We start from the raw sequence: 15,198 nt of genomic DNA on the forward strand, positions 1-15,198 counted from the left end.
CCTGCTTGGTATTTTTAATAACTAACTTACTAATTATTACTCAACTTTCGCAGACTGAAATAGGCAGGTAAACCTTATATAATTCGGCAGACCCGCAATTCTTCTCCACTTTTCTGATCTTTACCATATATTATCGATTAGGATTCAGGAGAAGCGTGATCTCGTTAATGATGTTAGTGATTTTGGTATGCTATTGAATTATAGTGGCTTGGTTCAATTTTCTTTTTTGGGATTTGTTAACGACCCAAGACTTTAATAATATGGCAGTATTCTCGTTTGTGATCTTATTTAGTCTGATTGCTTTATTCATCACTTATCCCATCATGCGAAATGCACCGTTAACGTCTAAGTCGAAAAAGGATTAGCAAAAAGGCTTAAAGGAAATGTTTTTATATCGAACAGGTAATAGGTTATAATAAAAGTGAATCAGAGATGTTTGTCGGGTCATGATAAATAGGAGGACGATGAACCATGTCAAAATTGACGAAGGTTGCAAAACTGCTGAACAATCCCAAAGTGAAAAAAGCGGTTAAAGAAAAAGGCGTACCGATGATCAAAAAGGAAATTGAAAAGAGGAAGAACAGATCGAAGTAACGCGATTGCAGGTTGTTGCGGTTGTCTTTTTTGTGGGGAAAACTAGCGCTGTTAACGGTGCTATATAAAATGGTCTTCTTTTAAGATAATGAAATTAAGCTATGAGAAAGTTTTTGCAGCAAGCGGGCGCCTAACTTGAATAGGGATAGCGCCCGTTTAATCATCTTTACATATTCTAGTCATAATGAATTCTTCCTCCTCTATAGTACAAAAAAGTGTACTATGTTGATTTTTTGTCTACTTAAAAAATAGCCGCATCTTTATTATAATATTTTCTCGATAGGAATGAAAAAACCGGACAGCTTTTTGCCCGGTTTTCTAAGGAGATTCAGAGAGGTATATGCAATACCTTTCCTTTCAGCAATTTTTCTTTTCTCATAAATTCGATGACATTCCTGGTTTAGCTTTTTTCGTATCTGGCTGAATCGTAGGGATTCATCCTTTTGTTCGCTTTATATCAGATGCAACGGCTTTGCTTGTTTGAATAAATCAGCACACTTTTCCTTTTTAATTTCATTTTCTTTTATTTTGGTAATTTCCTGTTTTAATGTTTGAATCTCTCGTTTTAAATCCTTTATTTCTTTTGCTTGTTTTTCCGCATGTTCGATTCGCTTGTTTTGTCTGTCCTGCTTTTCCTGGATGTTTTTTAACCATTTTTCTTGATTAGCTACATTAGATACAGTCATGCCGATGGTCTGCATCACGGATAAAATATTTTCTTTGTAATTACCATTTTCTAATGTTGTTTGCACATCTTTTATCGAACTATCGACTGTGATCGGAAAATTTCTATTTGTCAACATTTCCATAATCTGTGGCTTTTCATAGTTTTGGTCTTTACATTGTTTGATGAATTTCAGTACTTCAATCGCTTCAGGATGATAATACGTATCATCCTGCTGGTCTGCTTTCGGGATATAAACATTAAAATCCTTGATCCAATTTGCTGCGGTATTTTCTGAGATGCCAACAATATGGCACAAACTGTTGATACCTAACAATTCCAATGTTTTCACCGTCTTTCTTTTTGTTTTAGTTTGCATGTATTCATGTATTCCAACTTATTTCCGATCGTGTCCCCATGATAAAAAATAAAAAAGGGATGCGTATGTGATAAATGTGGCAAGGGTGAGTGAAAAATATTTCAAATAAAGATATATAGGATCGACTGACGTGCGCACAAAAACGGTCATACTGTTTGCCATGTAACAACTTCAAAGATGTGCTATCTCTGCTGTTTTTAAGGTTTGTAACTGGATTCCCCCATATAATCACTTCTGGATTGAAGCGTTTCTTCTATTATTCCGCCGCGACCAAGTGATTTTTTTCAGCCATTAATAAAAAAGTAATTCCTATCAATTGGTCTTTAAGAGATGAATTAGATCAACGAAGAAGGAAATAATGCTTTCCCCGTTTGACTGGGTAGTCACCATCATTGGGGCTGGTATTTTGGCATTTATCATTTTTGTGTCAATTCTCTATGGAGCCTTCTACAACTTATATTGGCCTTTGGGATTTACAATACTTGGATTTGGATTATTTCTTATCATTAAAACATTACTTTGTGGTGAGGTTTTGGTATAAACATAAAACAGCTCAGTTAATGTGAACTGAGCTGTTTTATTTGATTTTCCTGTTAATTAACCTCTTAAAAATGGTCTAAAAACGCTGCTGTTTCATAAGAAAATCATATTGATATTTTGAATTTTCTCCACGGTAAGTGAACTACTTGCTTTACTAAGGTCAGCCTTTTTGTTTGTTCTTTGCCAATTTTTTTCGATCGCTTATTCCGGGCGGTTGTTCCAGCCATTCGTGTTTAATCATGATATCGGCTCCGCTTTTGGCAATCCGGGCTACCTCTAACGATAACCGTTCATAATTGATCATTAAATCGCTGCGTTGACTGGAAGCAGCGGCAGTGGCATAGTTTCCGATTCCAGATGTACTTAATAGGGACATGTGATACATCAATAATTTGTCGGAAAATGTTTGCGTCGTTGAATCACTTACAGCCAAATCAGGTACATGCGGCGCTTCAATATCATCTTTCATAAGTGTATCAATAAAAATCTTGACATGCTTTTGTGAGATCTCTTTTAATCGCAGCATAAAATCCTGTATTTCTTTGGAGGGCGATGTTTGAGCGAATGCCAGGCATAATTTTGCTCCGATTGTATTTGTGAATGTATTCGTATATAAATGGGAGATTTCAACGGCATTGAGTGAACGCTTGTCACTAAAGGGATTTAAACCGCTGAAATATTTTTTGCTGTCAACATAATCCGTTTCTTTCGGAACTTCAATATAAGGGTGCCTGGCGTTAATTCCTTTGGAAAGGGCGATATCGGTTGTTTGATTATAAAGCGCAGCTGTTGCGTTTAAAGCTTGTGTAAAATAATTTCGTATATCTTCTCTGGCACTCATCGAGATAAACCCGCTGTATGCGATCATGCCGACTTTTGTCATGTGACTGACATAGGATAAACAAAATGTATCCGTGAAAAGCCACGGAGCGTTCATATTGATGTCTTGTTCGGTAAATCCATTGGGGACGGCGTAATTTTCCTTCTCAAAAATAGTGCGTAACTGTTCCAAATGATTGGACGAGAGATCATAAGCATACTGAATAGCGGGTTTTATATCCTGATCCTCAATATGTTTCAACATAAAGCTTAAGACACATTGTGCCATACTATCCTGCATATACCCGGTCCAAAGAGACCCAATTTCCGCTGATGTCAGGCGAATGTTCCCTTCATTCATCATGTAACCTCCTTAAGAACAAGCTTAGTCAGGTTTATTGTTTACTTTAAATGAGTATTTTATGAATATACCAATCCGAAACAGAATTTTTCCCATTCGGTAAAATTAAATTAACGAGGGAAGTGAAATTATGCTATGATAAGGTGACACGCTACGTTCTTGCAAAGTGGGGATTTTCTGTGAACTTATTAACAATATTCCTGGGAGTCATTCTGGTATCGAATATTGCACTTGCATTTGCCATTATATTTCTTGAACGCAAAGATGCCTCCTCAACCTGGGCTTGGCTGATGGTGCTTCTGTTTCTGCCTATTGCCGGGTTTATTTTGTATTTAATTTTTGGAAGACGAATCAGCGGACAGCGCATTTTCACCTGGGATACAAAAGTGAAATTAGGGGTAAAATTCGCTGTACAGGAACAGCTGCGGGCGCTGGAAGAAAATAATTTTCAATACAAAAATCCGAAACTGGCCGAATATAAAGACCTGTACTATTTGCATCTGCGCAATGATGATGCCATTTTGACGCAGGATAACAGTGTGGACATCTATACAGACGGCAAGGAAAAGTTTGACGCACTCATTCAGGATATGGAACAGGCGACAGACCATATTCATTTATTATACTATATCCTGCGTCACGACCGGCTGGGTCAGCGAACGGCAGACGTACTCATCCGAAAGGCCAAACAAGGGTGGAAGTACGTGTCTTGTATGATGACATGGGGTCAAGAGGAATCAGCAAAAAGTATATTCGGCGCATGCGCAAGGCAGGTGTTGAAATTGAATCATTTTTTCCGCCAAAGATTCCGAAAGTCAACTTCAAGATTAATTACCGCAACCACCGAAAATTAGGAATCATTGACGGCAAAATCGGCTATATCGGCGGGTTTAATATCGGGGATGAATATCTTGGGGACAGTAAAAAGTTCGGCTATTGGCGCGATACTCATCTGCGTATTTGCGGTGATGCGGTGGCCAATATGCAGACCAGATTTATTATGGACTGGAATCAGGCATCCCGGAACAATATCGTTTATGATGACCGTTATTATGCTCACGAAAAATGTGGTGATATCGGTGTGCAGGTCGTCTCCAGCGGACCGGATTCCGATTGGGAGCAGATTAAGAATGGCTATATTAAGATGATTATGTCGGCGAAGGAATATGTGTTTATCCAGACGCCTTATTTCATTCCGGATGACAGCCTGCAGGATATACTGCGCATTGCTGCATTATCCGGTATCGATGTAAAAGTCATGATTCCAAATAAGCCCGATCATCCATTTGTCTACTGGGCTACACTGTCATACATAGGTGATTTGCTGAAAGCGGGAGCTGAAGCCTATATTTATCAAAAAGGTTTTCTGCATGCAAAAACGATTATCGTCGATGGAAAAATTGCCTCAGTCGGTACAGCAAACATTGATGTTCGCAGTTTCCGTCTGAATTTTGAAGTGAACGCGTTTCTGTATAACCAGGGGTTGTCGGAAAGGCTTCTGGAGGCATTTAACGATGATATTTCCCATTCAACCCAAATGACCCGGAAATTATACAGGAAACGGTCGGTTGGCGTGCGTTTTAAGGAGTCAATTGCAAGATTGATTTCACCGATATTATAACGGATAAAATGGGAACAATATCAGTAAACTTATGAAACGGAGGAATTGATATGGCTGGAAAACCTTGCATCAATTCACTGGCGGTCAAAACATCACATGTGCTGCCGCCTGATACAAATAATCATGGGACGCTTTTTGGGGGCAAACTGATGGCTTATATTGATGATGTGGCTGCGATTGCTGCTGTCAGGCATGCGCGGAAACCAGTGGTCACCGCTTCAACTGATTCGGTGGATTTTCTGGCTCCGGTCAAGGAAGGAGACTCTGTATGTGTTGAGGCATTTGTGACCTGGACGCACAATACCTCGATGGAAGTATTTGTAAAAGCTGTTACAGAGGACCTGCTGACCGGTGATCGCAAAGTGTGCACGACGGCTTTTCTCACGTTTGTAGCTGTGGATGATGACGGAAAACCCGTTTCTGTGTCTGAGGCGCACCCTGAGTCAGCACAGGAGAAGCAATTGCACGAATCCGCTCCGGAACGCGCAGCCGAGCGGAAAAAAAGACGCGGGCGTTCCAAGGAAATGGCCGCAGCATTCGGAACCGCTTATCCGTGGAATGAAACCGAATAGGAAGCTCAAAGACTTGCTGTTCCACAGGAAAAAGAAAGCTTCGGCTGGCATGATGTCTTACGCAGAAAATGCGTATGCATTTTCAAGGAGCATCGCATATTCCAGCTGACTTGCAGTATATGGACTCAGTGTCAAAATAACAACAACAAAAAAGAGCCTGGCAAGCGAGGCTCTTGACTTAGGCTTTATTTTCTTTAATATTTTCAGGTGGCACCCAGTCATTTGCCCAATTTTGAATTTCCTGGATGACCGGCTTCAGAGCCTTTCCTTTTTCAGATAAGGAATACTCAATACGAACTGGAAACTCAGAGTATACATTGCGTTCTACAATGGATTCTTTTTCCAGCATCTTCAGTCGATCAGAGAGCAGTCGTCCACTTATAGGCAAATCTGTTTCCATTTCGGAAAAGCGTTTGGCGCCATTCAGCAGTTCAAACAGTATCAAGCCGACCCAGCGTTTACTGATGATTTCCATTGCACCTTCAAAACGCGGACATAATTCAGTCATGAAGATCACCTCTCTCTGACATAAAATAATACGATTACGAAAAGTAACCTAATAGTATTGTATCACACTATAGTGTTTCCGTAAATTGAATTGTAAAGCGGTATTTACAATGTAATATTTGGTGTTTTCTCATATTTATGAAATAATAGCTATATAATGAACACTACTTTGGAGGTAAGCAATATGGTGAATCAGCATACGAAGGAGAAATATGCAGACTTAGCGTTGAAAACAGGTGTCAACTTACAAAACAACCAGGCGCTCATGATCAATGCGCCGATTGAAGGGGCGGACTTTACAAAAATCGTCGCTAGAAAGGCTTATGAAATGGGCGCAAAAGACGTACATATCAACTGGGTGGATGATGAACTGACATTATTAAAGTATGAGAATGCACCAGATGAAGTCATTGGAAATTTCCCTGAGTGGAAAGTTAAATTAAACGATACGTATGCCGAAGACGGTGCGGCAGTGCTATCGATCCGCTCAACCAATCCGGACTTGTTGAAAGATATCGATTCATCCCGGATAGCGATGGCTAATAAGGCAGGAGCCGAAGCAATGAAAAATTTCCGCCAGTATACGATGAACGACCGAATTACGTGGTCAATCATTTCCATTCCAACTGGTGACTGGGCTCAGAAAGTTTTCCCTGATAAATCAAAAGCGGACGCTGTGGAAAGCTTGTGGGATGCTATCGTTAACATTGTCAGAGTCGACAAGGACGATCCAATCGCAGCATGGGAAGAACATAACCAGACACTAAAAACGGCACGCGAAATCCTGAACAAAAAGACATATCAAAAGCTTGTGTTCAAAGCACCCGGCACGGATTTGGAAATTGAGCTTCCAAAAGGGCATATATGGAAAGGCGGCTCTGCTGTTTCAGAACAGGGAACACCATTCAACCCGAATATGCCGACAGAGGAAGTCTTCTCCCTGCCGCATAAATATGGTGTGAACGGAACGGTAGCGAGCACGAAGCCTCTTAACTACAGCGGCAGTGTGATTGATCATTTCAGCCTCACGTTTAAAGACGGAAAAGTCGTTGATTATCAGGCTGAACAGGGAGAAGAAACTCTGAAACATTTGCTGGAGACAGATGAAGGAGCACAACGGCTTGGTGAAGTTGCGCTTGTGCCGCATGAATCACCGGTCTCCCAGTCAGGACTGATTTTCTACAACACACTTTTTGATGAAAATGCATCCTGCCATATCGCCTTGGGTAAAGCGTACCCGACCAACCTTGAAGGCGGTTCGCAAATGGATGATGACACACTTGATCAAAACGGTGTCAACGATAGTCTGACTCACGTTGATTTTATGATTGGCTCTGAAAACTTGGACATAGACGGTGTTCTTGAAGATGGCACGACAGAAGCTGTATTCCGCAATGGCACATGGGCCTTGAACGTAAAAGGGGAGTAAGGCGTCTAGGTATAAAAGCTGATTGGACAGTGTTGCTAAGCCGAACGTTAATCTTCCCGCGGACCAAAGAGGCACAATCCCTCCACTGGGATTGTGCCTCTTTACATTGGCTATTTTCTAAAAGGTTGTTTGGTTGTGACACAAAATCCATAAAGTGAAACTTCAATCATTGGCGGGGCGCTTTTTTCCGCCATTGATTGTTAGTTGAACAGAATCGGACATTTAGGATCAGTTAGCCGCCGTTCTTCGGCGGGTTACTGACCATTACATGCGGGATAAAGTGAAACTTCAATCATTGGCGGGGCGCTTTTTTCCGCGGCGGTATCATAGCACTAACACATTTTTCATAATATGTCGCAGTTTACATCAACCGCGGGGGTTAAATAACAACAGAGTTTATGAAAAGAGCCTTCACATGAAGCCATTCTTCACCAGTACAGCTTTGATTTTCGTATAATCATAATCATCCGGCAATAATTCCTTCAAAGGGGCTAGCTTTGCTTCATCCACTTTATTCCGCGCGTCCAAAATTGCCGCTTCCTCTTCCTGATTAAAAAATATTTCCCATGCAATCGGGCGGCCTTCCTTAAATGCTTTGAAAAGGTGTCCTTCAATCGTCTTATGGGTCAGCTCTCTAATGGCGGCAATATCCTTAATCGATTTGCCGGCCTGAAACATCGAATAGCTCTGCACGTGGCTTGGACGATCGTCTGCTTCTTTCTTTTTTTTGATTGGCCCCTCATTGCCGGCTATTTTGACAGGGCTTGCCGCATCTGGATTATTTGTACGCCAGTGACGTACCGCCTCAAGAAAAGCTTCACCGTATTGTTCGTATTTTTTCTCGCCGATGCCTTTAATGGCGAGCATGTCTTCTTTTGTCTCCGGCAGGTAACGGCTCAATTCTTTTAGCGTGGCATCGGAAAATAAGACATATGGCGGGACGGCCTGTTCGTCTGCCATCCGTTTGCGCAGTTCCCTCAGTGATTCAAACAGCTCTTTTTGATAGTCTTCCGGCTCGCTTGCAGGTATTGGTGTGGTGTACATCCAGACAGTTTCTTTGCCTTTGAGCACATCGGCAGCATTTTGATTGAGCTTTAGTGTAGGAAACTTGCCGTCTGCTGTGGCCAGCCACTTTTCAGCAACTAAAAATTGGATTCGTTCCGTGATTTCTTTTTCAGTGTAGGCGGAAAGAAGACCATAGGTGGAAAGTCTATGTAAACCGAATTGCTGAATACGACTGCTTTTAGAGCCTTTTAGCACTTTGGCTGTCATGCTTACGCCAAAGCGTTCGTCCATGCGTTTCACACACGATAAAATCATCTGTGCTTCTTCTGTGATATCCACCCGGTTCTGCCGATTAAGACAGTTGCTGCAGTGCCCGCACGAGGATTTCGATGCAGCTTCCTTGTCATTAAAATATGCCAGTATAGATGATGTCAAACAGCCATGTGTATGGCAATAGTTCATCATGGCCTGCAATTTGCGGTATTCATTTTGCTTGCTGCCTTCATCCATGAATGATTGTTCAATGAGAAATTTCTGCAGTTGGACATCCTGCGGGGAAAATAGCAGGATACAATCACTATGCTCCCCGTCACGGCCGGCCCTGCCGGCTTCCTGATAGTATGATTCAATCGACATCGGCATTGCATAATGAATGATGAACCGTACATTGGACTTATCAATTCCCATACCAAATGCGTTTGTGGCGACCATGACGGTTTTTTCGTCGTGGATAAATGCAGTCTGTGCTTCTTTGCGTTCATTTTCCGAAAGACCGGCATGGTATTTAGCTGCCGAAAACCCGCGCTTTCTCAACTGTTCACAGAGTGCATCAGCCTGTTTTCGTGTGGCTGTATAAATAATCCCCGATTCATCCCGGTGCTCAGCCATAAAGGAACGGATATAGGTTGGTTTATCCTTACCTTTCACAACATGGAAGGATAAATTTGCCCGTTCGAATCCTGTTTTGACAATATGGTCATTTTGGATATCCAATAATCCTTGAATGTCTGAAATCACGTCAGTTGTAGCGGTGGCAGTAAGCGCAACTGTAACAGGAATATCCGGCAGCTGGCTCAGGTTCGGTATGATTGACCGGTAGCTCGGCCTGAAGTCATGCCCCCATTGGGAAATGCAATGGGCTTCATCAAAAGCTATCAGAGAAATTGGGATGCGTTTCATGACTGACATGAATGATGATGATTCAAATCGCTCGGGAGCCGCATAGACGAATTTATATTTGCCGGATTTAATATCATTAAGGCGTGTTTGCTGCTCACCGGGTGTAAGTGAACTGTTTATGTAAGTAGCCGGAATGCCCAGTGCCTGGAGTGCATCCACCTGGTCTTTCATGAGTGATATGAGCGGTGAAATAATAATGGCAGTGCCATCCAGGGCCATGCCGGGAATTTGATAGCATAATGATTTGCCTCCGCCGGTCGGCATGACGGCAAGTGTGTTGTGCCTCTCGCTAATATGGTCGATTGTCTGCTTCTGTCCGGCACGGAATGTTTGATAGCCAAAATATGTCTGCAGGATTTGTTCAGCTTGTTTTGTCATGTCAATTCCCCTTTAACCTTTGACTATCTTAACATATTTTAAGACAGCATAATGAAATATTCCCTTCTTTACTTGAAGACTTCTGCTTTGTCTTTGAAAAGATAACCGATAAGGCCGCCCGCAATTGCCGGGATAAGCCATCCAAGTCCAATCGAGAAAAATGGCAATTGCTGCATAACTGATGTGACAGCCGGCATGTCAACACCGAATGCCGCAAGCCCATCATACAAAGCAACAAGAGCCGTTAAAAGAATCGCACCGAGATAGACAGTCCGTGCTCCGCTGAAAAACCGGTTGAGAAATGTCAGGATGATCAAGACAATTGCAATTGGATAAATGAACGTCAGGACCGGTACCGAAACACTTATTATGGTGTTTAACCCCTGATTGGCAACCAGATAGCTGGCCGCTGTTACTAAAGCAATAATCCAATTGTACGAGAAGCCGGTTATTTTATGGAAAAATTGGCCGCACGCAACAACCAGCCCGACGGATGTGGTGAAACAGGCAAGTGCTACGATAACTCCAAGCAAAAGGGCCCCGAAGCTTCCGAACATCATATCAGCAGCGTTTGATAGAATAGCGCCGCCGTTGGAAAAGTCCCCTTCAGAAGCCATTTTTGAACCGATCCAGCCAATGGACGTATAAACAGCTGTCAGACCGATCCCCGCGACAAGCCCTGCCTGTAATGTCGATTTAACAAGTTCATGATGCTGCATGACACCGCGGTCTTTAAATGCATTGACAACAATAATTCCAAAAGCCAATGCTGCAATAGCATCCATTGTCAAATAACCTTCGACGAATCCGGTGAACAATGGAGTATCTGTATATTTCTCAATCGGATTTTCCGTTGGGGTATTCAACAGCAAAAAACCACCAATGGATAGGGTGACGATTGCCAGAACCAACACCGGTGTCAGGAATTGGCCAATCCGATCGACTATTTTTGACGGGTTCATGCTGACGATATAAACCAGAACGAAAAAGACTGTCGTAAATATGAATAGTAATAAAGAAGTGCTTCCGGCAAACGGTTCGACACTCATTTCAAATGCAACAGTAGCGGCACGCGGGATGCCAAAAAATGGTCCGATGGCAAGATAAACGAGCGATGTGAAAATAAGACCGAACAATGGATGAACACGATCTGCCAGTTCGCGTGCATCATTTTTGACAAATGAAACAGCGGAAACAGCAAGCACCGGCAGTCCCACACCGGTCAGTACAAAACCTGCAATGGCTGCCCAAAAAGAAGTTCCGGCTTCGATTCCTAAGGTAGGCGGGTAGATGAGATTTCCCGCACCGAAAAATAATGCAAATAACATAAATCCAATGATGACGGTGTCTTTTTTCATGGTATTTATTCCTTTCTAAGCTGGCATGATTTCACGTAAAAAATAAAATAATCAAAAAATAGATTTAAAATTGTCACAAAGCAAAAAAAGTCTAACAAGACAGATAATACTTGTCAATGTGCACTGCAATCCAATTGTGACGTTTTTGTGGAGGCGATTAAATATTTATTAAAACTAAATTGTTTACATATACTTTTTCCGCCTTTAAAATAACTTTATCTCTTGTGTTACGGAATGCAATAATGTCCTGAATGCAGAAGCTATAATGGCAGCTCGTGTATTTTTTTGAGTTGTTCATCAACCATCCAAACGTTCAGACGCAAAGTTTATCTTATAGGACACGGCTTTATCCCGCATATAACGGGCAGTAAGACCTCCACCTCCAAAATAAAGTTTAGGTGGGAGATCAACTGCCCGTAAATGTCCGATTCTGTTCAACTAACAATCATTGACGGAAAAAAGCGCTCCGCCAATGATTGAAGTTTCACTTTATCCCGCATGTAATGGTCAGTAACCCACCGAAGAACGGCGGCTAACTGCCCGTAAATGTCCGATTCTGTTCAACTAACAATCATTGACGGAAAAAAGCCTCCGCCAATGATTGAAGTTTCACTTTATGGAAACTCTAATTTTAAGGGGGGACGTTTATGGTTCCATCTCTTTTATTCGAAATAATGTTAATCGGTCTTCTTGGGATAGGTTCACAGTGGGTTGCCTGGCGTTATCGAATGCCGGCAATCGTAATCATGTCCATCACCGGTCTGCTTGCAGGTCCGATTTTAGGTCTTATGAATCCTGAAGAAGACTTTGGAGAGTTGTACAATCCGATTATATCCGTTGCGGTAGCTATTATTCTTTTTGAGGGAAGCTTGAACTTGAGCTTTAAAGAAATCCGCGGACTGGGCAGGCCTGTTTTCCGGATATCGACAATAGGGGCTTTCCTGTCCTGGATTCTTGGTTCACTCACAGCGCATTATGTAGCTGGACTGAGTTGGACCGCAGCGTTTGTTATCGGCGGTATTTTCATTGTGACAGGGCCAACTGTTATTATGCCGCTTCTCCGTCAGTCCAAATTGAAACCGCGCCCTGCAAAAATTCTCAAGTGGGAAGGGATTATCGTAGACCCGGTTGGTGCATTGCTTGCGGTCTTTGCATTTGAAATCATCACGTTTTTGACGGCTAATAATCCTGATGGGTCATCGCTCTTAATTTTCTTTGCCGCATCTGTCTTTGCCGGCATATTGGGCTGGGCATGCGGCAAAGGGATTGGCTTGATGTTTGAACATGGTTATATCCCTGAATTTTTAAAGTCGCCGGCCGTATTCATCGTTGTTATCGCCTGTTTCACATTGGCAGATGAAATCGTGCATGAAACAGGACTGCTTGCTGTCACTGCAATGGGTATAACACTTGCCAATATGGGCATCAGTTCGATTGATGATATGCGTCACTTCAAGGAAAATGTCTCAATTTTGCTGATTTCAGCTATCTTTATTATGCTGACAGCTTCACTGCAGACGGAAACACTGCTCCAAGTATTTGACCCGGCTATTATGGGGTATGTGTTATTAATGATGTTCATTGTGCGTCCGCTTTCCATTTTCCTGTCTACGATCGGTACGGATCTTGCATTAAATGAGAAAATGTTGCTCGGGTGGATTGCGCCCAGAGGAATTGTCGCTTTAACGGTTTCCGGTTATTTTGCTTCGATACTGAGTGAAGCCGGTTACGCCGATGCATCCCTCATAACGACGATAACATTTGCCTTAGTGTTCACAACGGTTGTTGCCCATGGGTTTTCAATCGGTTCCCTTGCCAAGAAGCTTCATCTTTCCAAGGAAGGAAGGCCGGGTACTTTAATCGTCGGGAGTAATAATTTCACGGTAAACCTTGCCCGGTCATTGCAGAAAGTGAAGGCACCGGTCATTATCGTCGATTCATCGTGGGAGAGATTACGCAAGGCCCGTGAAGCGGGGGTGCCGTTCTTTCACGGCCAGATGCTGTCAGAACAGACAGAATACCGGCTTGATACGATCCCTTATGAATACATGATTGCAGCGACGGAATACAATTCGTATAATGCGCTTGTCTGCACAACGTTCATGCCGGAATACGGCAGAACAAATGTCTTCAAAGTGAGTCCATATCGCCGTGATCTGAACGGCATGGGTGATATTGTCCATAAAGTCGGCGGCAGAATTTTATTCAGACAGGATCTCTCGCTGGAGGATCTGAATCAAAAAACACGTGAACATTATATCTTTCGTCAGACAACCATCACGAATCGATACACGTATAAACAATACCTGGAAGAAAAAGACGAAGATACGGTATTGCTGTACGCCATGAAACCATCAGGCCGGATGAGGTTTTATTCAGAAGAACTGCGTGTCTCTCCGGAACCCGGCGATACGGTGGTAAGCCTTACACCGCCGGTTAAAGAGAAAAAGAAGATTCAGCAACGCTTAGAGAACCAGCGTAATAATAATGGAAAAAGCAGTTAAAGAAGCTGTGGGGTTTTAGTTACCTATCGCAAAACATTAAAAATGTAAACAAAAATGACTATCAAATTGTAGACTGATTTGGTAGTCATTTTTTATTGATAAGAATATGTAAATTAAAATAGGGTATAGAGTAATTTTGTACGGTTCTTGTTTTTTGTACCAGATTATTGGGACAACTTAGGAGGTGAGTTGTAAAATAGTCTATGGTACCAAATCTATATATGATAAAGGATGATTATTTTGGTGAAACCTAGAATCGGTATGGTTGGACTGGGTGATATTGCTCAGAAAGCATATTTACCTATTCTTTCAAAAGAAACAGATTGGACATTTGCGGGTGCATTTTCACCCAATAGAGAGAAGAGAAAGAAAATCTGCAATCAGTATCGAATACCAAATTTTGCTAGCTTAGAAGCACTGACTCAAGCGTGTGATGCCGTATTTGTACACAGTTCTACTGAATCACATTATGAGGTGGTCTCGGAACTGCTTAACAACGGGATAGATGTATATGTTGATAAACCATTGGCAGCATCGATCTCAGATGCAGAAAAATTAGTCGAATTAAGTGAAAAATTGAGAAGAAAGCTTATGGTTGGATTCAATCGTCGTTTTGCTCCAATGTATGTGAAGGCAAAGGAAAAAGCGAATAATATAGCTTGGGTACGTGTTGAAAAACATAGAATGGATAGTGTGAGTCCTTATTCTTATGAGTTCACAATGTTAGATGATTATCTTCACTTAGTTGATACAGTGCGTTGGTTGGGGGATGGGGATCTTAGTTTACTATCTGGAACTGTTCATACGAACGATGAAAATCAACTTTTATACACACATCATACGTATGAATCCTCTCTAAATTTATCTTTCACCACAGCTATGCATAGAAAAGCAGGAACGAATTTAGAACAAATAGAACTGGTAAGAGACGGAGCAATTATTCGTGTGAAAAACATGAATACAACGGAAATCGAAGAAGACAATGTAATATCTACAACATTTTCCTCTTCATGGGAAACCACCTTAAATCAACGGGGCTTTAAAGATGCTGTACAGCATTTCATTTATTGTATTCAAAATGATGAGCAACCCGTTGTTGATGGATCAGAAGGGTTAAAGTCACAATTACTTCTTGATCAATTACTAAAAAATCAATAAACTCATAAAGATGTGGTGCGGTTATATCGTACCTGCAATAATTAATGGGACAACTCGGGGGAGTTACTAGAATGCTATTGACAAGGTTGTTTCAAGGCTTTGTGCTGGACTTGCGCATCAAATATTGCTC

At 41.9% G+C, this 15,198-nt stretch carries 10 protein-coding genes and 1 pseudogene; 6 read left to right on the forward strand and 5 right to left on the reverse strand.

Annotated features, from left to right (window positions below; genetic code table 11):
- The first annotated feature begins 471 nt into the window (after nucleotides 1-471).
- A complete protein-coding gene (locus tag AOX59_RS20510; protein WP_257720692.1) occupies nucleotides 472-594 on the forward strand; it encodes a hypothetical protein in 123 nt (40 codons plus the stop codon).
- A gap of 452 nt (nucleotides 595-1,046) precedes the next feature.
- On the opposite strand, the gene AOX59_RS15350 is transcribed toward AOX59_RS20510, so the two are convergent.
- Nucleotides 1,047-1,637, reverse strand: a complete 591-nt coding sequence (locus AOX59_RS15350) for a MerR family transcriptional regulator (RefSeq protein ID WP_068446771.1) — start codon at nucleotides 1,635-1,637, stop codon at nucleotides 1,047-1,049.
- A gap of 700 nt (nucleotides 1,638-2,337) precedes the next feature.
- Nucleotides 2,338-3,357 carry a DUF3231 family protein gene (locus AOX59_RS15360; RefSeq protein WP_068446773.1) on the reverse strand — a complete coding sequence of 340 codons (1,020 nt, stop codon included), beginning with the start codon at nucleotides 3,355-3,357 and terminating at the stop codon, nucleotides 2,338-2,340.
- A 179-nt stretch (nucleotides 3,358-3,536) separates the two neighbouring features.
- Between AOX59_RS15360 and cls the strand changes: the two are divergent.
- Nucleotides 3,537-4,978 (forward strand): annotated as a pseudogene (gene cls, locus AOX59_RS15365) (cardiolipin synthase).
- Between the two features lie 50 nt (nucleotides 4,979-5,028).
- Nucleotides 5,029-5,550, forward strand: coding sequence for an acyl-CoA thioesterase (locus tag AOX59_RS15370; protein ID WP_068446774.1), 522 nt, complete (start codon nucleotides 5,029-5,031; stop codon nucleotides 5,548-5,550).
- 178 nt (nucleotides 5,551-5,728) lie between these two features.
- Here AOX59_RS15370 and AOX59_RS15375 read toward each other — a convergent pair whose 3' ends face one another.
- A complete protein-coding gene (locus AOX59_RS15375; RefSeq protein ID WP_068446775.1) occupies nucleotides 5,729-6,058 on the reverse strand; it encodes a winged helix-turn-helix transcriptional regulator in 330 nt (109 codons plus the stop codon).
- A gap of 183 nt (nucleotides 6,059-6,241) precedes the next feature.
- Here AOX59_RS15375 and AOX59_RS15380 point away from each other — a divergent pair, with 183 nt between their 5' ends.
- Nucleotides 6,242-7,486: an aminopeptidase gene (locus tag AOX59_RS15380; protein ID WP_068446776.1), complete on the forward strand. Its 1,245-nt coding sequence runs from the start codon at nucleotides 6,242-6,244 to the stop codon at nucleotides 7,484-7,486.
- Nucleotides 7,487-7,897: 411 nt separating this feature from the next.
- On the opposite strand, the gene recQ is transcribed toward AOX59_RS15380, so the two are convergent.
- Nucleotides 7,898-10,048, reverse strand: coding sequence for a DNA helicase RecQ (gene recQ / locus AOX59_RS15385; protein WP_068446777.1), 2,151 nt, complete (start codon nucleotides 10,046-10,048; stop codon nucleotides 7,898-7,900).
- 68 nt (nucleotides 10,049-10,116) lie between these two features.
- The gene (brnQ, locus tag AOX59_RS15390; RefSeq protein WP_068446778.1) at nucleotides 10,117-11,406 is read right to left on the reverse strand and encodes a branched-chain amino acid transport system II carrier protein; all 1,290 of its coding nucleotides are present in this window, start codon (nucleotides 11,404-11,406) and stop codon (nucleotides 10,117-10,119) included.
- Nucleotides 11,407-12,053: 647 nt separating this feature from the next.
- Here brnQ and AOX59_RS15395 point away from each other — a divergent pair.
- Nucleotides 12,054-13,910, forward strand: a complete 1,857-nt coding sequence (locus AOX59_RS15395) for a cation:proton antiporter (protein WP_068446779.1) — start codon at nucleotides 12,054-12,056, stop codon at nucleotides 13,908-13,910.
- Nucleotides 13,911-14,150: 240 nt separating this feature from the next.
- Nucleotides 14,151-15,068: a Gfo/Idh/MocA family protein gene (locus AOX59_RS15400; RefSeq protein ID WP_068446780.1), complete on the forward strand. Its 918-nt coding sequence runs from the start codon at nucleotides 14,151-14,153 to the stop codon at nucleotides 15,066-15,068.
- Nucleotides 15,069-15,198 lie beyond the last annotated feature (130 nt).

Source organism: Lentibacillus amyloliquefaciens (assembly GCF_001307805.1).
Lineage (GTDB): Bacteria > Bacillota > Bacilli > Bacillales > Amphibacillaceae > Lentibacillus > Lentibacillus amyloliquefaciens.

Coding starts and splice junctions, on each gene's coding strand:
- AOX59_RS20510 (WP_257720692.1), top strand. CDS start 472: ATGTCAAAATTGACGAAGGTTGCAAAACTGCTGAACAATCCCAAAGTG.
- AOX59_RS15350 (WP_068446771.1), bottom strand. CDS start 1,637: ATGCAAACTAAAACAAAAAGAAAGACGGTGAAAACATTGGAATTGTTA.
- AOX59_RS15360 (WP_068446773.1), bottom strand. CDS start 3,357: ATGAATGAAGGGAACATTCGCCTGACATCAGCGGAAATTGGGTCTCTT.
- AOX59_RS15370 (WP_068446774.1), top strand. CDS start 5,029: ATGGCTGGAAAACCTTGCATCAATTCACTGGCGGTCAAAACATCACAT.
- AOX59_RS15375 (WP_068446775.1), bottom strand. CDS start 6,058: ATGACTGAATTATGTCCGCGTTTTGAAGGTGCAATGGAAATCATCAGT.
- AOX59_RS15380 (WP_068446776.1), top strand. CDS start 6,242: ATGGTGAATCAGCATACGAAGGAGAAATATGCAGACTTAGCGTTGAAA.
- recQ (WP_068446777.1), bottom strand. CDS start 10,048: ATGACAAAACAAGCTGAACAAATCCTGCAGACATATTTTGGCTATCAA.
- brnQ (WP_068446778.1), bottom strand. CDS start 11,406: ATGAAAAAAGACACCGTCATCATTGGATTTATGTTATTTGCATTATTT.
- AOX59_RS15395 (WP_068446779.1), top strand. CDS start 12,054: ATGGTTCCATCTCTTTTATTCGAAATAATGTTAATCGGTCTTCTTGGG.